Below are 19,616 nucleotides of genomic sequence, written 5' to 3'. Positions count from 1 at the left end.
CGCGCCGCGGGCGAAGAATCCGCCGAGCCGAGCTTTCCACTCCGGTTTCCCGCTATTTGCCCATTCTCCGCTGAAGGACGCCGAGATCGTGAACGACAGCAATTCTCATACGCCGCACCTGTCGCTGGCCAAGGACAAGATCAAGGTGCTGCTGCTCGAAGGCGTGAACGACAGCGCTGTGCAGATGATGACGGCGGCCGGCTACAGCAATCTCACGCGCCTCACCAAGGCGCTGGAGGGCGACGCGCTGCTGGAGGCGGTGAAGGGCGTGCACCTGCTGGGCATCCGCTCGCGCACCCACATCACCGCCAAGGTGCTGGAGGCCGCCGACCGGCTGATCGCCGTGGGCTGCTTCAGCGTGGGCACCAACCAGGTGGATCTCGACGCCTGCCGCGTCCACGGCATCCCGGTGTTCAACGCCCCCTTCTCCAACACCCGCTCGGTGGCGGAGCTGGTGATCGGCGAGATCGTGATGCTGCTGCGCCGCATCCCCTCGCGCTCGGCCGCCGCCCACAAGGGGGAATGGGACAAGTCTGCCACCAACAGCTATGAGGTGCGCGGCAAGACCCTCGGCATCATCGGCTACGGCAACATCGGCTCGCAGCTCTCGAACCTGGCCGAGGCCATGGGCATGCGGGTCATCTTCTACGACATCATGGACAAGCTGCGCCTCGGCAACACCGAGCCGACCGCCACCCTCGCCGAGCTGCTCGCGCAGAGCGACGTGGTGAGCCTGCACGTGCCCGAGAACCCGAGCACCCACAACATGATCGGCCGCGCCGAGTTCGCGCTGATGAAGCCGGGCTCGTACTTCATCAACAACAGCCGCGGCACGGTGGTGGACCTCGACGCCCTCGCCGAGGTGCTGCGCGAAGGCCGCCTTCTGGGTGCCGCCGTGGACGTGTTCCCGGTGGAGCCCCGCGCCAACGGCGAGCGCTTCAACTCGCCGCTCCAGGGGCTCGAGAACGTCATCATCACCCCGCACATCGGCGGCTCCACCCTGGAGGCGCAGGAGCGCATCGGTTCCGAGGTGGCGCGCAAGCTGCTCGACTACAGCGACACCGGCTCCACCGTGGGCGCGGTGAACTTTCCCCAGGTGCAGCTTCCGGCCCGCCCCCTCGGCACCCGCTTCATCCAGGTGCAGCGCAACCTGCCGGGCATGCTCGGCCGGCTGAACGAGGTGCTGGCCCGCCACGCCGTGAACATCGCCGCGCAATATTACGAGACCTACGCCGACGTCGGCTACGTGGTGCTCGACGCCGATGCCTCCGCCGCCGACAGCCAGCGCGTGCTGGAGGACATCCGCGCGCTGGAGGGCACCATCCGCGCCCGCCTGCTGTACGAATACAAGATCTGAGCGGTTTTCCCCCGCCTGTGCGGCCGGATGCCCCTGGGGCGTCCGGCCGCTGCCGTTTCAGGGTCCGCGACCGGTTGGCGCCGAACCTGCATGGCGGCGTGCATTCCTGCCGCCGCGCGCCTTTCCGCACAAAACGAAGGGCCGCCGCGCCGGCTTTTGTACGGAAGCGCGCGCTGCCATGGCGGACAACGAGCAATGGGTCATCTGGAACGGCTCGCTGGGCATCCTCGACATGGTGAGCATCGGCCGGGTCGAGGCGGGTGAGGCGGGGCGGCTCGGCTTCCTCGATCCGCCCTACGGCATCGTCGGCCCGTTCAGCCTCGACGAGCTGGAAGCGGAGGGTCGGATCGCGTTCGGCGCCTGCCTCGTCATGTCGCGCGCGCGGTGGCGGCGGGACCAGGTGGAGCTGCGGGCCGAGGCGTTGAGGGCGCGCCGGGCCTTCATGTCGGCGCCAGCGCCGGGCGACGGCGGGCGGGTCCACCGGGAGGCCCTCGACCTGCCGCTAGAGGGGCTGCTGGAGGCCGCGCAGATCAATGCCGCCTTCCGGCGCCTCGCCAAGTCCGCCCATCCCGATGCCGGCGGCAGCGATGCCCGTTATCGCCGCATCGCCGAGGCCCGCGACGCCCTGCTGGCTCTGCACGCGGTGGCGTCCTAGGGCGCTTTCCGCTCGCCCCGCTCGCTGAAGTCGCCTCGGGTTATCGAGACAACGCATTTTCTTTCGCGCCGGTATCCATCCCGCTTGAAGGTGCTCCGGGGCGCGCTCGGCTCCTGCCCGACGGACACGGGCGTGCCGCGTCCCGCCCGTGGAGGAGATGCGCGGCCCGAGAAGGCCGGCCGGCCCGGAGGCTTGCGCGGCGCGCCTCTGGCTTTGCCGCGCGCCGGGCGTGTCTCGTGTCCGCTGCGCGGCTCAGGCGTCTTACGGCTGTAAAGATCCCTCCTTAAGCAGCGAGGTCCCCCGCGTTTCATCCTTCGCGGAAGCCTCGATGCCCGTGATCATCAAGCCGCGTACGCTCGGACTGCTCCACAAGGTGGAGCGCAGGCGCGACGGCGGCCGGTTCATCGTCACCGTCCTCGCGGCGTTCGACCTTGAGGATTCCGCGCGCATCGACGGCGAGCAGGGGCTGTGGACCATGGCGGCGGCGGCCCTGCCGCCCGGCACGCCCCTCGACATGGGCATGCCGAAGCCGCGGGCCGAGGTGCTCATTGCCGGCCGCGTCCAGGCGCCCGATGCCGGGGCGCTGCTGCTGGAGGCGCAGATCGGCGGCCTCCACAAGCGCCTCGCGGTGTTCGGAGACCGCTGGTGGGCCACGCAGCCGGGCGGCGGCTATGCGCCCACCGCGCCGCGCGCCATTACCGACCTGCTGCTGTCCCGCGCGCGGGCGTTCGGCGGCGCCGGTCACCCCGCGAACAAGGAGGGCCTCGGCTCTGGCGCGCTCGACCGAGTGGGCCGGGGGGAGGCGGTGGCCCTGCCCAACATCGAGGACCCCGACGCGCTTATCCATTCCATCCTCGACCAGCCGGCGCCCGCCGCCTTCGGCCCGGTGGACCTGCTCGACCCCGCGCGGCAGGCGCTCGCGGGAACCTACGACGCCGCTTGGACGCGGGACCTGGCGCCGGGCCTGCCCGACGACATCCACCCCGATTTCTTCATGACCGCGCCGCGCGACCAGTGGCTCGCCGCCCATCTGCGCGGGGACGAGCCCTATCGCCTGCACAATTTCAGCGCCGGCGCCCCCTTCATCGAGGGGCGGCTGCCGGGCATCGCCCCGCGCGCCTTCGTGGGGCGCGGCCCGGCGGCGTGGAACGAGATCGCCCTCGCCCTCGACACGGTATGGCTGGTGGCCGGGGCCCGGCGGGGCGTGCTGGTGTGGCACGGGGTGATGCCGGTGGCCGACATCGAGGGGCGCGACGTTACCGACGTGATGATCGCCTATGAGCGCATGGGCGCGCCGCCGCGTTCCCTCGCCCATTATGCGCAGGTGCGGCAGGTGCGTTGCGATCCCGCCACCGCCGCGCGCTTCGCCTTTTCCGAATGGCAGCTCGCCCCCGCGCGCGATCCGGACGAGACGGCGCGGCGCAAGGCGGCGCGCATGGCGCGGGCGCGCGAGCAGGCGGCGCTGAGGGCACAGGCCATGGCCTTCCTCGCCGGCCGCGCCATGGATGCTGCGGGCGTGCCGCAGGCGCTGCGGCCGGCGCCCATGGCCGCGCCGGAGCCCATGCCCCTGCCCACTCCGGAGGAGATCGCGGAGGGGGATTTCGACCTCGGGGAGGTGCTCGACCTCCTGGACGCGCAGACCGCCCGCGCGCAGGCGGAGCTGGAGGCGCTCCAGGCCCGCGGGCGACCGGTCCTCGATGCCATGCGGTCCCTCGAAGCGCCCGGCGCCGGCCCGGCCGAGGTGGATGCCCTGCTCGATGCCATGGCGCCGCTGACCGGGGAGGACGTGGCCGCCGGCCTCGACGAGGGGCTCGCCGGGGCCGGACAGGCGGCGCCCGGCGCCATCGAGGATATCGATATCCGCGGCAGCCTCGATGCCGCTTTGGGCGCGGCGGCGCACGCCGCCGACTGGCGCAGCCGTTTCGTGGAGGGGCTGAAGGGCGGCGGAGACGACGAGAGCCTGCTCGCCGAGGCCCTGGCGCGCTTCCTCCAGCGGCCCGAGGCGCGACCGCTCGCGCAGGCCCGCGACCGGCTCCGCGAGGCGGCGGAGCAGGGGCTGCCGCCGCTGCCCGCGCTGCCGGAGGTTGCCGCGCCGGCGCCGCGCAGCCCCTCGGTGCGCAGCCTCCTGGACGAGCTGGCGGCCGATCCGCAGGCGCCGCGGGAGCGGCTGGACGCGGCGAGGGACCGGCTCTGCGATGCCGGCGGCCAGATCGCGGCGGCGCTGCCGGGGCTCGGCATTCGCGACAGTGCCGATGCCGTCGATGCGCTGCTGGCCGAGATCGCGGCCTCCGCCCCGGCCGGGCCCGCGCCCGACCTGCAGGAGGCCATGGCGCGCAGGAACGCGGGCATCACCGAGGCGCGGAGCCAGGTGGAGGAGGCGGAAGCCCGCCTCTCCGCGGGCGTGGCCACCATGCGCCGGATGGCGGCGAAGGCGGCCTATCCCGAGCGGCCGCTGCCGCCGCGCGTGGCCCGGCGCTTCGGCGACAGCGTGCTGGAGCATGTCCGCGCCGGGCTTTCCCTGGCCGGCCGCGATCTGGCCGGCGTGGACCTCGCCGGGGCCGACCTGTCGGGCCTCGACCTTTCCGGGGCGTTCCTGGAGCGGGCGAACCTCGCCAACACGCGGCTGCGCGGCGCCAACCTTGCCCGCGCGGCGCTGACGCAGGCGCGGCTCGACCATGCCGACCTCTCCGATGCCGATCTCGCTGGCGCCAACCTCAGCGGCGCGAGCGGCCGCAACCTCAGGCTCGACGGCGCGCGGCTCTCCGGCGCCATGATGCTGGAAACCTGCCTCGCGGGCGCCAGCGCACGGCGCGCGGTGCTCTCCGGCATGCGCCTCATATCGGTCGATCTCACCGGCGCGGATCTCGAAGGCGCGCGGATCGAGGACGGGGTGCTCATCCGCGTGACGGCGGCCGGCGCCCGCCTCGCGGGGGCGACCCTGCGCCAGTGCCAGGTGCTGGAGAGCGACTTTTCCGGCGCCTGCCTCGATGGCGCCTTCCTGGACCGCTGCGCCCTGCTCAGCCTCACGGCGCCGGGCGTGTCGGCGGTGCGGGCGGATGTGCGCGGCAGCGCCTTCATCGGCGAGGCGCGGCTCGCCGGGCTCGATCTCTCCGAAGGGCTCTGCAACGAGGCGAGCTTCCACGGCGCGGACCTCACCGGCGCCTCCTTCCGGCGGGCGGTGTGCGAGCGGGCGATGTTCAACGCGGCGCGCCTGTCCGGCGCCGATTTCCGCCTCGCGACCCTGCGTTCCGCCATGCTCGACGGGGCGGACCTCACCGAGGCCGACTGCGCCGGCGCCCAGATGATGGAGGCGCAGCTCCACCGCGCCACCCTGGCGCGGGCGAGCTTCCGGCGCGCCAACCTGTTCGGGGCCGACCTCTCCGACGCCGTGCTCGATGGCGCCGACCTCACCGGCGCCAACCTCGCCAATTCCCCGCTCGCGCTGGAGACCATCCATGGCTGAGGCGCACCGCGACCCCACGGCGGCGCGCGAGGCGCTTCTCGCCTTCGTGCGCTTCGGCCTGCTGCATGAGGGCGGGGATTTCGCGCTGACGGACTGGAGCGAAAGCACGGACCTCACGGGGGGCGTGCTCCACAAGGCGTCCTTCCGCGGGGCCCGCTTCGACCGGGCGCGGCTCGGGGCTGTGAGCTTCCTGGAGTGCGATTTCTCGGGCGCGGTGTTCAGCGCGGCCGCGCTGGGCGGCACCAGCTTCACGCAGTGCGACCTCACGGGCGCGCGCTTCATCGGCGCCGGCCTCGACAAGGTGAACTTCATCGCGTGCGCCATGGCCGGCGCGCGCTTCACCCAGGCCGCCGTCACCGATTGCGGCTTCCTGCGGTGCGATCTCGCGGACGCCGGCTTTTCCGGTGCGCGGCTGGACGGGCTGGCCATGCTGGACTGCGGCATCGCGCGGATCGACCTCTCCGGCACCACGGCCACGCGCCTGTTCGTCTCGAAGGCCGACCTGCGCGCGGCGCGGCTCGACGGCTTCGCCTGCGACACGGCGCTGCTCGCGGACGCGGATCTCTCGGGGCGCGACCTCACCCGCGTGCGCCTCTCGCGGACCAACCTGATGGGCGCGAACCTCGCCCAGGCGGTGCTCGCGGGCATGGATCTCAGCGGCAGCTTCCTCATGCAATGCACGGCGCCGGGCGCGGATTTCTCGGGCGTCACGGCGGAGAACGCGCATTTCTCGAAGTCCGATCTCACGGGCGCGCGCTTTGCCGGGGCACGGCTCGCGGGCGCCAATTTCGAGGAGGCGCGCCTTAGCGGCGCGGACTTCGCGGACGCGGACCTCCAGACGGCGGTGATGACGGCGGCGCAGGCGCCGGGCGCGCGCTTCGCCGGGGCCGACATGTCCTACACGCAGCTGGCGCGGGCGCGGCTCGACGGGGCGGATGCCTCCCGCGCGCGGTTCCTGCGGACCAATCTTCATCGCGCATCGGCCGAAGGGCTGCTGGCGCTGGGCGCCTCGGGCGGGGTGCTGGGGACGGAGCCGGCGCGGGCGGTGGCCGAGCTCTACGCGCCCCAGAAGGTGCGCCCCTGGCAGGATGGGGAGGGCTAGATGCCGGCCGCGCCGCGACACCCGCCCTTCGCCATGGAACCCGGATTTCCCGCCATGGGCGCGCCGCCGCCGGCCCCGCTCCGCAGGGCCGGTCCACGCATCGCCGCGCCCATGGCGCGCCTTTTTCCCTTGGGGCGCGCCGACGCACCCATGAAGCCCGGCGCGGCGCAGCCTTCCGGGGCGGGGCCGGGCGCGCCGGAAGGCGTCTTCCGCGAACCCCGCGCCGTGGACGTCGCCCGCGCGAGCCGATGTAGGTGCCAGCCATGATCGCCAACGATACCGACCGCGCCGGTGGCGCCGCTCACCTCTACCGCCCGGAGGCCGCCGCCGAGGCGCCTCCCGGCCTCCTGCTGGCGCGCGTGCTGGCGGTCGAGCCGGAAGGCCGGATCGGCCTCGCCATCGGCGACGAAAGGGTGTGGGCGCGGCGCGCCCTGAGCTGCCTGCTCGCGCCGGAGGCGGGCGACCGGGTGCTGGCGGCGCAGGCGGATGGCGAGACATTCGTGCTCGCGGTTCTGGATCGCCTGCTGCCCGATGTCGCCACCCTCGGCGTGCCGGAGGCCCGGCGCGTGGTGCTGGCCGCGCCCGATCTCGCGGTCCAGGGCGAGGGGCGGCTCGCCCTGCAGGCGCGGGAGACGACGGTGGAGGGCGAGAACGTGCGCATCCTCGCCAAGTCGTTCAGCCTGGTGGGGCGGCTCGCCACCTTCGTCGCCGACCTCCTGCGCGTGAGCGCCCGCCGCAGCGAGAGCGTGACGGACGAGATGGCGGTGCAAGCCGGCGCGCGCACCACGCGCATCACCGGCACCGATGTGAGCGAGGTGGGCACCCTGGTGCGGAACGTGGAGCAGGTTTCGGTGGAAACCGCCCAAAGCGCCGTCATGACGGCGAAGGAAGACCTGAGGTTCGACGGCAAGCGCGTGACGGTCGGGTGAGCATGGAGCCCGTGGAGACCAGCCCCGAGGACGCCCTCGCGGCCGCGCGGCGCTTCATGGCGGCGGGGCGTTTCGAGGCGGCCGACCTGCTGATCGACGACCTGCTGGCGGCCGAGCCCGGCCATGTGGATGCGCTCGTGCTGCGCGCCGGCGCCCTGCTCGCGCGCGGGAATGTGGAGCGCGCGTTCGAGCTGCTCGGCGCGCTCGCCAGCCGCCAGCCCGGCCGGGCGGACATCGTGGCCAACCTGGGGGTGGTGCACCGGCTCGCGGGGCGCGTCGAGGAGGCCGGCTTCTGCTTCGAGCGGGCGGTGGCGCTCGATCCCGAGGCCGGGGCGCACCGCGCCGCCTTCGCCACCTTCCTCCTCGCCGCCGGCGATCTCGACGGCGCGCAGGCGCACGTCGAGGCGCTCCTCGACATCGGGCGCCGCCGCGGGGAGCCGGAGCTTCTGGCGCGGGGCCATGGCCTGGCGGCGCGCATCGCGCTGCCGAAGCAGGGCCCACTCGCGGCCGAGCGCCTCCTGCGCCAAGCGCTCGCCCTGCGCCCGGACGATGCCGCGGACCTCGCCCTCCTGTCCGATCTGCTGGCGGGGCTCGGCCGGCGGGCGGAGGCGCTCGACCGCGCGCGGGAGGTCTATCTGAAGGCGCCGACGGACCCGGATGCGGCGCTCCTGCTGGCGCGGCGGCTGGCCGAGATGAACCTGTGGGAGGAGGCCGAGCGCCACCTGCGCCGCATCGTGGCGACCGCGCCCCACCATGTGGAGGCCGGCCACCTCCTGGCCTCGCGCATGGTGCTGAAGGGGGAGGGCGCCCGCGCGGTCGCCGCCTTCGGCGACCTGGTGCGCCGCGCGCCGGAGGATGTGGAGCTGCTGGCGCGGATGGCGCTGCTGCTGCGGCTTTCCGGCGCGCTGGAAAAGGCCCTCTCCTTCGCGCAGATCGTCGCGCGGCAGGCGCCGGAGGCGCCGCGTGTGCAGGCGCTCCGCGAGGAGCTGCTGCTGGCGCTCGGCCGGGTGGATGAGGTCTGGCCGGTGCCGCGGGAGCCTTCGTCGCCGGTGGCGGTGACCGTGCCGCTCGGCACGCCGGCGGCGGATGTGGTGCTGCTGGCGCGCTTCGCCGCGCGGCTCGCCCCGCCCGGCGGGCGCATCCCCTGCCATGCGGAACCGGAGCTCCAGCCGCTGCTCGCGGGCATGGTGGGCCTGGCCCCCACCATCGAGCCGGCCCCGCCCGGCGCGGCGCCGCTCACGGACCTGCCGGCGCTGCTGGGCGCGGCGGAGGCGCTTCCCGCCGCGCCCTATCTCGCCGTGGAGGCCGGGCGCGACGGGCGCTGGCGCGCGGCGCTGGAGGCGTTTCCCCGCCCCCTGGTCGGGCTGGCGTGGGAGGAGGATGCGCCGGGTCTCACCCTCGATGCCGTGCTGGCGGCGCTGGGGCCCCGTCCGGCGGGCACCGGCACCTGGATCTCCCTCGCCTTCGATGGCAGCCGCCGGCAGCTCGCGGCCCATCCCGCCGTCGTGGACGCGGGCGCCCGTTTCGCCGATTTCCGGGACATGGCGGCGGCCATCGCCCAGCTCGATCTGGTCGTTGGCGCGGATGGCCTCGCGCTCCACGCCGCCGGGGCCATGGGGCGGGAGGGGGTGGTCGCGATCCCCGCCCACCAGCCCTGGGCCTGGGCGCCGCGGGAGGGCCGGGCGCTGTGGTATCCGACCATCCGCGTGGCCCGGCAGGCGGCGGCCGGGCGCTGGGAGGACGTGCTCGACGCGCTGCGATCCGCCATCGCGGCCGGCGCGGCGGAAAACCGTGGCAGGGAGGAGATGGCATGACGTGGCAGCCGCCCGCGCGGGACATGGACCCGCGCGAGATGATCCTCTCCGCCGCCGTGCAGGCGGCCATCGCCCGCCATCCCGACGGCTGCCGCGCGGACGCCTGGCAGGAGCTGGCGAGCGGCGGGGTGCGGCTGACCCTGCGCCTCGCCCACGCGCCGCAGCAGCGGATCGCCTATAAGGGCCGCGCCGCGCTGATGTATGCGGTCTCGGGCGAGGTGCTCGAGGGCGGGCAGGGGCACAGCTGCGAGGGGAGCGCCGTGCTCGACCTGAAGACCCGCGCCTTCCTGAACGTGGACTGCCGCCTCGTGCCCACGGGCCGCGTCGTGCCGGAGGGGTGGACGCCCTGAGCGGAGCGGTGCGCAATCGCGCGTGCTGCGCGGAATTCTGCGCAGTCGAGCCGGGTGTGGCGAAGTCGTTCAGCGTTGATGAATGCGGGAGCGTTCTTCTGGAAAGACAAGGTGCTGTCTCCCGTTTTCGGTGTGACGTATTTCTGAGACAATACTGGCACATCGGTTGCGTAGGTGGGGGCGCCGGGACTTGTCCGGCAGTGATCGATAGAGGACGAGATGCCGCAACCCGCCTATATCTCCATCAAGGGCACGAAGCAGGGCGATATCAGCAAGGGCGCCTTCACCAACGACAGCGTCGGCAACCTCTGGCAGGAAGGCCATGAGGACGAGTGCATCGTCCAGGCGTTCTCCTCCAACGTCGTCATCCCCCGCGATCCGCAGTCGGGCCAGCCCACGGGCTCGCGCGTGCACCAGCCCGCGACGATCACCAAGTACATGGACAAGGCCTCGCCCCTGCTGTGGCAGGCGCTGGCCACCGGCGAGGTGCTGAACGAGGTCACCCTCTCCTTCTGGCGCACCTCCACCGCCGGCCAGCAGGAAAAGTACTTCACCATCAAGTGGGAAGACGCCGTGCTGGTGGACGGCAAGGGCCTCATCCCGAATGCCCTGCTGCCGGAGAACGACAAGCTCCAGCACATGGAGGAGTGGTCCTTCACCTATCGCAAGGTGACCTGGACGCACGAGAAGGCCGGCACCTCCGGTTCCGACGACTGGCGCAAGCCCAACACCTGATATCGCCGGCTCCGGTCTTCGCTCCTGCGCCGGGTCGGCCTTGTCTTCAGCGAAGATGAGGCCGGCGCGACGGGTGAGCCCGGATGCCCGCGGCGCAGACCAAGGGTCCGTGAGCGACGCTCACGGGCCCTTGGGGTCAGAGGCCGGCGCCGCCGCCGAGCGCGCGCTTCAGCTTGAACGGCGCCATGCCCTCGCGGGCCAGCTCGTCGGCGCGCTCGTTCTCGGGGTGGCCGGCGTGGCCCTTCACCCAGTGCCACTGCACCTCGTGGCGCTTCAGCGCCGCGTCGAGCCGTTCCCACAGGTCCTGGTTCTTCACCGGCTTCTTGTCGGCGGTGCGCCAGCCGTTGCGCTTCCAGCCGTGCACCCACTTGGTGATGCCGTCCTTCAGGTACTGGCTGTCGGTGTGCAGCTCCACCGCGCAGGATTCCTTCAGCGCCTCCAGGGCGCTGATGGCCGCCGTCATTTCCATGCGGTTGTTGGTGGTCTGCGCCTCGCCGCCGTTCAGCGTCTTCTCGTGGGCGCCGAAGCGCAGCAGGGCGCCCCAGCCGCCGGGGCCGGGATTTCCCGAGCAGGCCCCGTCGGTGAAGATCTCGACGCTTTTCTTCATGGCAGGAGGCCGTAATCCTCGGCGCCGGCCACCTGCTGGTGGAAGCGCAGCTTCTTCAGGTATTCCATGGGGTCCTTGGGCTTCACCAGGGCCCCCGCGGGCACGTTCAGCCAGTCCACCAGGCGGGTGAGCAGGAAGCGCAGCGCCGCCCCGCGCGCGAGGCGCGGCAGGGCCGCCACTTCCACCGCGCTCAAGGGCCGCGCGGCCCCGTAGGCCGAGAGCAGCGCCCGGCCCTTGGTGACATTGTAGGAGCCGTCCGGCTCGAAGCACCAGGCATTGAGGCAGATGGCGACGTCATAGGCGAAGGCGTCGGTGCAGGCGAAATAGAAGTCGATGATGCCGGAGAGCGCCTCGTCGAGGAAGAAGGCGTTGTCCGGGAACAGATCGGCGTGGATGATGCCGGAGGGCAGGCCCTTGGGCCAGTCGCCCTCCAGGGCCGCGAGCTCGTCGTCTATGGTGGCGGCGAGGCCCGGCGCCACGGTGTCCGCCCCCGCGCCGGCGATCTGCGCCAGCGGGCGCCAGCCGGCCACCGAGAGCGTGTTCGCCCGTTCCATGGTGAAGTCCGCCCCCGCGAGGTGCAGCCGGGCGAGGCCGGCGCCCAGCGCGGCGCAATGGTGGGCGGTGGGCCGGCGCACCGACACGCCCGGCAGGAAGGTGACCATGGCCGCCGGCCGCCCGGCCAGCTCGCCCAGCACCGTGCCGTCGCGCCGCGCCACCGGCTGCGGGCAGGAGAGGCCGCGCGCGGCCAGATGCTGCATGAGGCCGACGAAGAAGGGCAGGTCGCCCCGCGCCACCCGCTTCTCGTAGAGAGTGAGGATGAAGGTGCCGGCCGTGGTCTGCACCAGGAAGTTGGAATTCTCCACGCCCTCGGCGATGCCGTGGAAGGAGGTGAGGGTGCCGATGTCGTAACGGGCGATGAAGTCGGCCATCTCGGCGGCCGAAACGTCGGTATAGACGGCCACGAATTACTCCGCCGCATCCGGCCGCAGGGCGCGCGGCAGGGGAAAGAACACATCCTCCTCGGAGGCGGTCACCGTGTCCACGGTCACCGTGAAGCGCTCCGCGAAGGCGTCGATGATCTCCTCCACCAGCACCTCGGGGGCCGAGGCGCCGGCCGTGAGGCCGAGCCGCGCGATGGGGCCGAGGGCCGCCCAGTCGATGTCCGCGGCCCGCTGCACCAGCAGCGCGCGCGCGCAGCCGGCGCGTTCCGCCGCCTCGCGCAGGCGCTGGGAATTGGAGGAATTGGGCGCGCCCACCACGATCATCGCGTCCACCCTGGGCGCCACCTGCTTCACCGCCTCCTGGCGGTTGGTGGTGGCGTAGCAGATGTCCTCCTTGTGCGGCTCCGCGAGATCGGGGAAGCGCGCGCGCAGGATGGCGACCATGGCGGCGGTGTCGTCCACGGAAAGGGTGGTCTGCGTCACGTAGGCGAGGGGCAGGCCGGCGGGCGGCAGGACGGCGCGGGCGTCGTCCGGCGTCTCCACCAGGGTGATGGCGCCCTCGGGAAGCTGGCCCATGGTGCCCACCACCTCCGGGTGGCCCCGGTGGCCGATGAGCAGGATGTGCCGGCCCTTGCGGTGGTGCACCTCCGCCTCGCGGTGCACCTTGGTGACCAGGGGGCAGGTGGCGTCGATGGCGAACAGCCTGCGGCCCGCCGCCTGCGCCGGCACGCTCTTGGGCACGCCGTGGGCGGAGAAGATGACGGGCTGGGTGGTGTCCGGCACGTGGTCGAGCTCTTCCACGAAGACGGCGCCTTTGCGCCGCAGCGCCTCCACCACATATTTATTGTGCACGATCTCGTGGCGCACGTAGACCGGCGCGCCGTGGCGCCGCAACGCCTCCTCCACCGCCTCGATGGCCCGCACCACGCCGGCGCAGAAGCCGCGCGGCGCGCAGAGCAGGATCTGGAGCGGAGGCTTGGGGTTCGTCTGCGGGGCGGAAGGCGTCGAGGCGGCGTCCATGGCCGGATGATCCGTTTGCGGCATTCGGCCAGAAGGGATCGGCCCGCGCCGGCTGTCAAGCGCCGCGTGCCTCCGGCGCGGCCGGCGCCTCTTTTCCGGGCAGGACATTTGCAAGTCGCGGCCGGGGCGACTATGTTGTGGCGATCCTGGACATTGCGATGTGCTTCGCGGTCAGCCCTCCCGGGAAAGGGGGCGCGCCAGCGAACCCGCACATGTCCATCCGCGCGCCCGCCGCGGCGCCGGGCGCGCCGCACAGATGACGCGGACGTGCAGAACCTTAGACGCCACGAACCCAAGCCTCAGAGGCCGCCATGTCGACGAATACCCCATTGATGCCCAAGGCCACCGCCGTCTGGCTCGTGGACAACACGGCGCTGTCGTTCGAGCAGATCGGCGATTTCTGCAAGCTCCACCCGCTGGAGGTGAAGGGCATCGCCGACGGCGAGGTGGCGCAGGGCATCAAGGGTCTCGATCCCATCTCCACCGGCCAGCTCGCCCGCGACGAGATCGCCCTCGCCGAGCGCGACCCCAACCGCCGCCTGAAGCTCCTCGAATCCAAGGTGCGCCTGCCCGAGCAGAAGAAGCGCCGCGGCCCGCGCTATACCCCCGTCTCCCGCCGCCACGACCGGCCGAACGCCATCCTGTGGCTGCTGCGCAACCATCCCGAGCTGAAGGATGCGCAGGTCATCCGCCTCGTGGGCACCACCAAGTCCACCATCCAGTCCATCAAGGACCGCACCCACTGGAACGCGGCCCAGCTCTCGCCCATGGACCCGGTGACGCTGGGCCTGTGCAGCCAGATCGACCTCGACCTCGAGGTGCAGCGCGCCGCCAAGGACCGCCCCGCCGCCCTGGCGGCCGAGGACCGCGGCGCCACCCTGCTGCCGGCCGATGTCACCACCGGGCACGAGGAGCAGGAGGAGCCCCGCGGTCGCGGCCGCGAGTCCCTGGACCTGGAGACTGTGTTCGCCAAGCTCGGCGGCTCCAAGAAGAGCGAAGAGCAGGACGAAGACGAGGAGTGAGCCCAAAGGCCCGCGAGTTTCTCTCGCTGGCCCTGTGGCCGCGCCCGGCGTCCTCAGGCGCCGGCGAATTCAGAGAAGATCAGGTCCGGCGCGCTCAGCGCCGGGCGCGCCGGGGCGAGGCGCCCCGCCCACAACAGGGTCACGTCCGAGGCGTCGTCGAAGCTCATCACCGGCGCCTCGCCGAACGGCTGGCCCGAGGCCGTGCGCCACGCCACGCGCGTGATGTCCGCCTCGCTCTCGGTCGTGTACATGGCCCGCAGGGCGGCAAATGGCGCTGCCATGGCGTCCGTGAACTCCGCATCCAGCGAGAGGCCTTCCGCGTCGAGCCCGTCGAGCCGCACCCGCGCCGCTCCGCCATCGGCGAAGCGCAGGGTGAAGGCCTTGGCCTGGGGCGCGAACCCCACTTCCTTCAGCTTCACCAGCGCCCGCTCCTCCTGCGCCACGGGGCCGATGAGCACCGAGGCGCCGAAGGCGGTGGCGGACAAGGGCTGGGGCGGCAGCGGGCGCAGGCGCCAGGAGCCATCCGCCAGGAACAGCTCGATCACCGTGGCGCCGCGGTCCGCCGGCTTCAGCCACAGCTCCACCTTGTCCAGCCCCTGGGTCGCCGCCTCGCCCACGCGGAAGGGCACGCTGGCGCGGCGCCAATAATCCGGCAGCGCATAGCCGACGACTGCCATCTCCGGGGTCTCGAAAAGGGTGGTGCGCCGCGCTGCGGGGGCGGCTTCCGGCGCGGGGGCGGGAACCGCCGCCGACGTCGGGCAGCCGAGATAGGCGGGCACGGGCCGGTCGGCCACCATGGTGTAGACATAAGCGGGGTGGCGGGCCGAGACCCGGAACCGGCGCACATCGGGCGAGACCAGGGTGAGGGCCACGTTCTGCGGCGCGTTGCAGCTCGGCGCCGTGCTCTGGTTCCGCACCGCGACGCCGAGGGCGCGCCCCGCCTGCGGGCGGGCTTCGGGCGCCTTCGCCTGCTGTGGGGGCCCTTCCTGCGCGGCGGCGGGGCTGGCGAGGGCGCGCAGGGCGGGGGCGAAGGCGCAGGTGGCGGCCGCAGCGGCGGCGCGCAAGGCGCCGCGACGCGACACGGGCAGGTTCCGGAGCGGCATGGGCGATCCGTGGTGGAGGGCGAGGCCCCCTTCATAGACCAAATCCGCGCTTTCAGAACCTCCACCCCTCGCAATCGCGGGTCCGTGACCCCATATGACGCACATTCCGCTGCGGAATGGCGCGCCCGCGCCGCGCGCGGGGGTACGGCGAGGGAGGATTGTTCGTGGGTATCAGGCCGGTTCTGGCAATGGCGGCGGTGGTCGCGGCCTTGAGCATGATGGTGACCGACACGGCCGAGGCCCGCCGCGGCATGTCCGCCGGCAGCCGCGGCACGCGCACCTATTCGGCGCCGCCACCCACCACCACAGCCCCCAATCCCGCGCCGCTCCAGCGCTCCACGACGCCCCAGGCGGCGCCGTCCGCCAACCCCGGCGCAACCGCCGCGCGGCCGCAGCCGCGCTCCTCCTTCTTCGGTTCCGGCCTCGCCGGCGGGCTCATGCGCGGCCTGCTCATCGGCGGCCTCGTGGGCCTTCTGCTCGGCCAGGGGCTGGGCGGGCTCGCGGGCATCCTGGGGCTGCTGCTCCAGGGCGCGCTGCTGGCCCTGGTGGTGATGCTGGCGCTGCGCTTCTTCCGCAGCCGGCAGCAGCCGGTGCCGGCCGGCGCCCACGCCCGCGCGGGCGCGCCGGGCGCCGGGCTGGGTGGCCTCGGTGCCGGGCTGGGCGCTGGCCTCGGCGGCGGCGCGGGCGCGCCGCCGGCCCAGCGCCGGACGGGACCGGTGGACGAGCTGGGCATCACGGCGGGCGACCTCGATACCTTCGAGCGCATGCTGGGCGAGATCGAGACCGCCTTCGGCCGCGAGGACGAGGATGCCCTGAGGGCGCGCGTGACCCCCGAGGTGCTCGAGGCCATGTCCGCCGAAATCCGGGCCAATGCCGCGCGCGGCGTGCGCAACACCGTCTCCGACGTGAAGCTGCTGCAGGGCGACATCGCCGAATCCTGGCGCGAGGGCGCGCAGGAATTCGCCACCGTGGCCATGCGCTACCAGAGCCGCGACGTGGTGGTGGATCGCGCCAGCGGCCGCTTCCTTTCCGGCGACCGCGACCGGCCGGGCGAGAGCACGGAGCTTTGGACCTTCGTGCGCGCGCCCGGCGCGCCCTGGCGCCTCTCGGCCATGCAACCGGCCTGATCTTTGCTGCCCTGCGGCGCCGCCCCTTTGTGGGCGGCGCCTTTTTTCAGCGTACCTTCCGGCCGCGCCGCCTCAGGCGCCGATGACGATCTTCGCGCCGGGCCGCAGGCGCGCGAGGAGGCGTCGCATCTCCCCCCGCGCCAGCGCCACGCACCCCTCGGTGGCGCGAAATCCCGGCCGCGCCAGATGCACGAACACCGCCGAGCCGCGCCCCATCACCCGCGGGCGCGTGTTGTGGTCCAGCACCAGCACCAGGTCGTAGACGTCGTCATCCCGCCACAGGCGCTCGTGGGAGGCGGGAAAGGGCAGGCGCACCGGCCGGTTGTAGAGCCTGTGGCCGCGCGCGTCGCACCAGCCGTCATCGCGGGCGATGGCGCGGCAGGGCAGGCGTGTCGCCGGGCGGGGCCCGGCATCCGGGCGGTAGAGCAGGGCGAGGATGCGCCAGCGGCCGGCGGGGGTGCGCCCGTCCCCTTCGCGCTTGTCGGGGCTGATTCCCGAGCGCCCGATGGCCACCCGGAACGTCCGCCCGCCGGCGGTGAGCAGCCCCTGGTGGCGGTGGCCCGGCCGGCGGCGGACGCTCAAACGGGAGATGCCCACAGGATGTTCCACGTCGAGCCCCATTATGCTACCGCTTGGAATTGATTTGACGCCTGGAAAATTTGCACCGGGCCTGAGCCGTGCTGTACTTGCACGAACGGCGTGCCCGCAAGGGCACAGGAGGATTCGATGGCCAATGCGTGGAAGATCCTGGTGGTGGAGGACGACCCGGAGCTGCGCGACGCCCTGATCGAGCAGCTCGCCCTCCAGGAAGAATTCGAGCCCGTCCCGGCGGACACCGCCGCCGCCGCCATCGAGGGCGCGAAGAACGGCGTGGTGGACCTCGTCATCATGGACGTGGGCCTGCCCGACATGGACGGCCGCGACGCGGTGCGCCAGATCCGCAACAACGGCTTCAAGGCCCCCATCATCATGCTCACGGGGCATGACAGCGACAGCGACACCATCATGGGGCTGGACGCCGGCGCCAATGATTACGTGACCAAGCCGTTCCGCTTCTCCGTGCTGCTGGCGCGCCTGCGCGCGCAGATGCGCTCCCACGAGGCGAGCGAGGACGCGGTGTTCGCCATCGGGCCCTATTCCTTCCGGCCGGGCGCCAAGCTGCTGCTCACCGAGCGCGGCTCGAAGATCCGCCTCACCGAGAAGGAAACCGCCATCCTGCGCTATCTCTACCGCGCCGGGAAGACGCCCGTGCCGCGCGAGACCCTGCTGCAGGAAGTGTGGGGCTACAATTCCGGCGTCACCACCCACACGCTGGAAACGCACATCTACCGCCTCCGGCAGAAGATCGAGCCCGATCCGGCCAACCCCACCCTGCTCGCCACCCAGGCGGGCGGCTACAAGCTGGTGCCCTGAGCCGCCCGCCGGAGCGGCGGGCGGACGCGGGAAACGGGTGCGCCCCGGCGGCTTCCGTGCGAGGCTGGTGCGACGGCCCAGGGGCTTCGCCTGGGGTAAGCCCGCGCGGTGTTTGAGCGAAACCCACTTGGGGCCGGTCAACGACCGGGGCCGAAGGTCTGAGCGGCTCCGGGCCGCACGCCGGCCGCGAGGAGGACAATGCCCGTGGATCGGGAAAACGAGCTGGAAGGCGGGGCCGTCGGGCCGCAGGAGGAACTGCTGGCGCCGTTGCGCGCCCTCGCCACCTTCGCCGCGTTCGACGAGGCGGCGCTGGCCCGGCTCGCGGCGCGCGCGGTGCGGTTGACCCTCGATGAAGGGGAGACGCTGTTCGAGGCCGGCGCGGTGGCCGATTGCGGCTATGTGCTTCTTTCCGGCCGCATCTCCCTTTCCGACAACCGGCGCGACGGCGTGCGGCACGGCGCCATGGAGGTGGGACCGGGCGCGCTCATCGGCGAGATCGCCCTCATCGCCCCCACCCCGCGCCCGGCGACGGCGGTGGCCCTCGAAGCCTGCGCGCTTCTGCGCATCGACCGGGCGGAGATGCTGCCGCTGCTGGCGGCCAACCCGCGCGCCGCGGCGAAGCTGCGCCGCGCCTTCGCCATCCGCCTGGAGCAGCTCATGAAAGCCCTGGACGGCGTGCGCCTGGAGCTGGAGCGCTCCCGCTCGGTGCCGCGCAGGCGCTGAGGGCCGTCGCGGTTCAGGTTGAGCACCTATGGCTCCAGTTCTTGGCCGGTGCCGCGCGGGTGCCGCTCAAATGCCTGCACGGGTCCAGCCAGCCATGGAGCGGCCTGGGGCGTTTTTCGTGCGCCCTGGCTCAAGGCAGTCATACCATCGGCCCCGGACTCTGACCGGTGCCGATTGGGTACGCTCAAACGCCGCGTGGGCTTGATCCGCGGCTCATGAGTTAAGCTCAGGGCCGCTGGTCTCACCCCGGATTCTTGAGACCACGGCATTTTCTTCAAGCGAGCCGGTATCCGCGTCGCCCGGAAAGACTCCAACGGAACACCGCACCCCGCCGCGGGCGCTCAGGCGAAGGTGAGGGCCACGGGCACGTGGTCCGAGGGCTTCTCCCAGCCACGGGCATCCTTCAGCACGTTCATGGCCTTGGCATGGGGTGCCAAAGAGGGGCTGGCCCACACGTGGTCCAGCCGGCGGCCGCGGTCGTTCACCGTGTAGTCGGGCGAGCGGTAGCTCCACCACGTGAACAGCTTCTGCTCCGGCGGCACGAAGGCGCGCATGGTGTCCACCCAGCGGCCGGCGGCCTGCCAGCGCGCCATGCGCTCCACCTCCACCGGCGTGTGGCTCACCACGGAGAGGAGCTGGCGGTGGTTCCACACGTCGGCTTCAAGGGGAGCGATGTTGAGGTCGCCCACCAGCACGGCGTGGCGGTCCGGCGCGGCGGCGTCTTCCAGGAGGCGCGGCCAGGCCGTCACCTCGTCCAGGAAGGCGAGCTTGTGGGCGAACTTGGGGTTCAGCTCCGGGTCCGGCACGTCGCCGCCGGCGGGCACGTAGAAATTATGGATGGTGAGCGGCTTGCCGAGCCCGTCGCCGGCCGCGAGCGTCACCGCCACGTGGCGGGCATCGCCCTTGCCGCAGAACTCGCCCTTGGTGACATCCGCGAACGGCCGGCGCGAGAAGGTGGCGACCCCGTGCCAGCCCTTCTGCCCGTGGAGGGCGATGTGGGGAAAGCCCATGTCGCGGATGGCGGCGAGGGGAAACTTGTCGTCCTGGCACTTGGTTTCCTGCAGGCACAGGACATCCGGCTTCAACGCGGCGACGGCCTCGCGCACGATATCGAGCCGGATGCGGACGGAATTGATGTTCCAGGTGGCGATGGTGAGGGACAAGGCGGCAACGGCATGAAAAATGGCAGGGAGCCTAGCCGTAGAGCAGGCCGCGCGGGGGCGCAAGGGCAGGACGGTTCAGGGCTGCGTGCGCA

The 19,616-nt window shown here is 72.6% G+C and carries 18 protein-coding genes; 12 read left to right on the top strand and 6 right to left on the bottom strand.

Annotated features, from left to right (window positions below):
* Positions 1-88 precede the first annotated feature (88 nt).
* The 8 genes from serA (at position 89) to V5F75_RS00880 (ending at position 10,405) form a co-directional block, all read left to right on the top strand.
* Positions 89-1,357: a phosphoglycerate dehydrogenase gene (gene serA / locus V5F75_RS00915; protein WP_394034310.1), complete on the top strand. Its 1,269-nt coding sequence runs from the start codon at positions 89-91 to the stop codon at positions 1,355-1,357.
* Positions 1,358-1,535: 178 nt separating this feature from the next.
* Positions 1,536-2,012, top strand: a complete 477-nt coding sequence (locus V5F75_RS00910; RefSeq protein WP_394034309.1) for a J domain-containing protein — start codon at positions 1,536-1,538, stop codon at positions 2,010-2,012.
* Between the two features lie 328 nt (positions 2,013-2,340).
* A complete protein-coding gene (locus tag V5F75_RS00905) occupies positions 2,341-5,475 on the top strand; it encodes a DUF2169 family type VI secretion system accessory protein (RefSeq protein WP_394034308.1) in 3,135 nt (1,044 codons plus the stop codon).
* Positions 5,468-6,577 carry a pentapeptide repeat-containing protein gene (locus V5F75_RS00900; protein ID WP_394034307.1) on the top strand — a complete coding sequence of 370 codons (1,110 nt, stop codon included), beginning with the start codon at positions 5,468-5,470 and terminating at the stop codon, positions 6,575-6,577. The genes V5F75_RS00905 and V5F75_RS00900 overlap by 8 nt, the downstream gene beginning before the upstream one ends.
* A 263-nt stretch (positions 6,578-6,840) precedes the next feature.
* A complete protein-coding gene (locus V5F75_RS00895) occupies positions 6,841-7,506 on the top strand; it encodes a DUF3540 domain-containing protein (RefSeq protein WP_394034306.1) in 666 nt (221 codons plus the stop codon).
* A 2-nt stretch (positions 7,507-7,508) separates the two neighbouring features.
* Entirely contained in the window at positions 7,509-9,320 is a 1,812-nt protein-coding gene (locus tag V5F75_RS00890) for a tetratricopeptide repeat protein (RefSeq protein WP_394034409.1), read from the top strand.
* On the top strand, positions 9,317-9,670 hold the full coding sequence (locus V5F75_RS00885; RefSeq protein ID WP_394034305.1) for a hypothetical protein: 354 nt from the start codon (positions 9,317-9,319) through the stop codon (positions 9,668-9,670). The genes V5F75_RS00890 and V5F75_RS00885 overlap by 4 nt, the downstream gene beginning before the upstream one ends.
* Positions 9,671-9,889: 219 nt before the next feature.
* The gene (locus tag V5F75_RS00880) at positions 9,890-10,405 is read left to right on the top strand and encodes an Hcp family type VI secretion system effector (protein WP_394034304.1); all 516 of its coding nucleotides are present in this window, start codon (positions 9,890-9,892) and stop codon (positions 10,403-10,405) included.
* Between the two features lie 136 nt (positions 10,406-10,541).
* On the opposite strand, the gene rnhA is transcribed toward V5F75_RS00880, so the two are convergent.
* The 3 genes from rnhA to ispH are packed head-to-tail and all read right to left on the bottom strand — an operon-like array spanning position 10,542 to position 12,973.
* On the bottom strand, positions 10,542-11,012 hold the full coding sequence (rnhA, locus tag V5F75_RS00875; RefSeq protein ID WP_394034303.1) for a ribonuclease HI: 471 nt from the start codon (positions 11,010-11,012) through the stop codon (positions 10,542-10,544).
* Entirely contained in the window at positions 11,009-11,974 is a 966-nt protein-coding gene (locus V5F75_RS00870; protein WP_394034302.1) for a homoserine kinase, read from the bottom strand. The genes rnhA and V5F75_RS00870 overlap by 4 nt, the downstream gene beginning before the upstream one ends.
* A gap of 3 nt (positions 11,975-11,977) precedes the next feature.
* Positions 11,978-12,973: a 4-hydroxy-3-methylbut-2-enyl diphosphate reductase gene (gene ispH, locus V5F75_RS00865; RefSeq protein ID WP_394034301.1), complete on the bottom strand. Its 996-nt coding sequence runs from the start codon at positions 12,971-12,973 to the stop codon at positions 11,978-11,980.
* 311 nt (positions 12,974-13,284) lie between these two features.
* Here ispH and V5F75_RS00860 point away from each other — a divergent pair, with 311 nt between their 5' ends.
* Positions 13,285-13,995 (top strand): DUF1013 domain-containing protein, encoded by a 711-nt coding sequence (locus V5F75_RS00860; protein ID WP_394034300.1) that lies wholly within the window; start codon positions 13,285-13,287, stop codon positions 13,993-13,995.
* 53 nt (positions 13,996-14,048) lie between these two features.
* On the opposite strand, the gene V5F75_RS00855 is transcribed toward V5F75_RS00860, so the two are convergent.
* Positions 14,049-15,098: a hypothetical protein gene (locus V5F75_RS00855; RefSeq protein WP_394034299.1), complete on the bottom strand. Its 1,050-nt coding sequence runs from the start codon at positions 15,096-15,098 to the stop codon at positions 14,049-14,051.
* Positions 15,099-15,262: 164 nt separating this feature from the next.
* Between V5F75_RS00855 and V5F75_RS00850 the strand changes: the two genes are divergently transcribed.
* Positions 15,263-16,225 carry a TIM44-like domain-containing protein gene (locus V5F75_RS00850; RefSeq protein ID WP_394034298.1) on the top strand — a complete coding sequence of 321 codons (963 nt, stop codon included), beginning with the start codon at positions 15,263-15,265 and terminating at the stop codon, positions 16,223-16,225.
* A 72-nt stretch (positions 16,226-16,297) separates the two neighbouring features.
* On the opposite strand, the gene V5F75_RS00845 is transcribed toward V5F75_RS00850, so the two are convergent.
* The gene (locus tag V5F75_RS00845) at positions 16,298-16,834 is read right to left on the bottom strand and encodes a L,D-transpeptidase family protein (RefSeq protein WP_394034297.1); all 537 of its coding nucleotides are present in this window, start codon (positions 16,832-16,834) and stop codon (positions 16,298-16,300) included.
* A 117-nt stretch (positions 16,835-16,951) separates the two neighbouring features.
* Between V5F75_RS00845 and V5F75_RS00840 the strand changes: the two genes are divergently transcribed.
* Together V5F75_RS00840 and V5F75_RS00835 are read left to right on the top strand one after the other, a co-directional pair.
* On the top strand, positions 16,952-17,638 hold the full coding sequence (locus V5F75_RS00840) for a response regulator transcription factor (RefSeq protein WP_393988127.1): 687 nt from the start codon (positions 16,952-16,954) through the stop codon (positions 17,636-17,638).
* Positions 17,639-17,842: 204 nt separating this feature from the next.
* Positions 17,843-18,361 (top strand): Crp/Fnr family transcriptional regulator, encoded by a 519-nt coding sequence (locus tag V5F75_RS00835; RefSeq protein WP_394034296.1) that lies wholly within the window; start codon positions 17,843-17,845, stop codon positions 18,359-18,361.
* Between the two features lie 341 nt (positions 18,362-18,702).
* On the opposite strand, the gene V5F75_RS00830 is transcribed toward V5F75_RS00835, so the two are convergent.
* Positions 18,703-19,524 (bottom strand): exodeoxyribonuclease III, encoded by an 822-nt coding sequence (locus V5F75_RS00830; RefSeq protein WP_394034295.1) that lies wholly within the window; start codon positions 19,522-19,524, stop codon positions 18,703-18,705.
* Between the last annotated feature and the right edge of the window lie 92 nt (positions 19,525-19,616).

The sequence above is a fragment of the Xanthobacter albus genome (assembly GCF_043194895.2).
Classification (GTDB): Bacteria; Pseudomonadota; Alphaproteobacteria; order Rhizobiales; family Xanthobacteraceae; genus Xanthobacter.
This window is presented reverse-complemented; position numbering and strand designations above follow the sequence as displayed.

Excerpts from the sequence above, each read along its gene's own strand:
- V5F75_RS00890 (WP_394034409.1), top strand. The coding sequence starts at position 7,509 with ATGGAGCCCGTGGAGACCAGCCCCGAGGACGCCCTCGCGGCCGCGCGG.
- V5F75_RS00900 (WP_394034307.1), top strand. The coding sequence starts at position 5,468 with ATGGCTGAGGCGCACCGCGACCCCACGGCGGCGCGCGAGGCGCTTCTC.
- V5F75_RS00895 (WP_394034306.1), top strand. The coding sequence starts at position 6,841 with ATGATCGCCAACGATACCGACCGCGCCGGTGGCGCCGCTCACCTCTAC.
- rnhA (WP_394034303.1), bottom strand. The coding sequence starts at position 11,012 with ATGAAGAAAAGCGTCGAGATCTTCACCGACGGGGCCTGCTCGGGAAAT.
- V5F75_RS00840 (WP_393988127.1), top strand. The coding sequence starts at position 16,952 with ATGGCCAATGCGTGGAAGATCCTGGTGGTGGAGGACGACCCGGAGCTG.
- V5F75_RS00905 (WP_394034308.1), top strand. The coding sequence starts at position 2,341 with ATGCCCGTGATCATCAAGCCGCGTACGCTCGGACTGCTCCACAAGGTG.
- V5F75_RS00860 (WP_394034300.1), top strand. The coding sequence starts at position 13,285 with ATGTCGACGAATACCCCATTGATGCCCAAGGCCACCGCCGTCTGGCTC.
- ispH (WP_394034301.1), bottom strand. The coding sequence starts at position 12,973 with ATGGACGCCGCCTCGACGCCTTCCGCCCCGCAGACGAACCCCAAGCCT.
- V5F75_RS00885 (WP_394034305.1), top strand. The coding sequence starts at position 9,317 with ATGACGTGGCAGCCGCCCGCGCGGGACATGGACCCGCGCGAGATGATC.
- V5F75_RS00910 (WP_394034309.1), top strand. The coding sequence starts at position 1,536 with ATGGCGGACAACGAGCAATGGGTCATCTGGAACGGCTCGCTGGGCATC.
- V5F75_RS00880 (WP_394034304.1), top strand. The coding sequence starts at position 9,890 with ATGCCGCAACCCGCCTATATCTCCATCAAGGGCACGAAGCAGGGCGAT.
- V5F75_RS00855 (WP_394034299.1), bottom strand. The coding sequence starts at position 15,098 with ATGCCGCTCCGGAACCTGCCCGTGTCGCGTCGCGGCGCCTTGCGCGCC.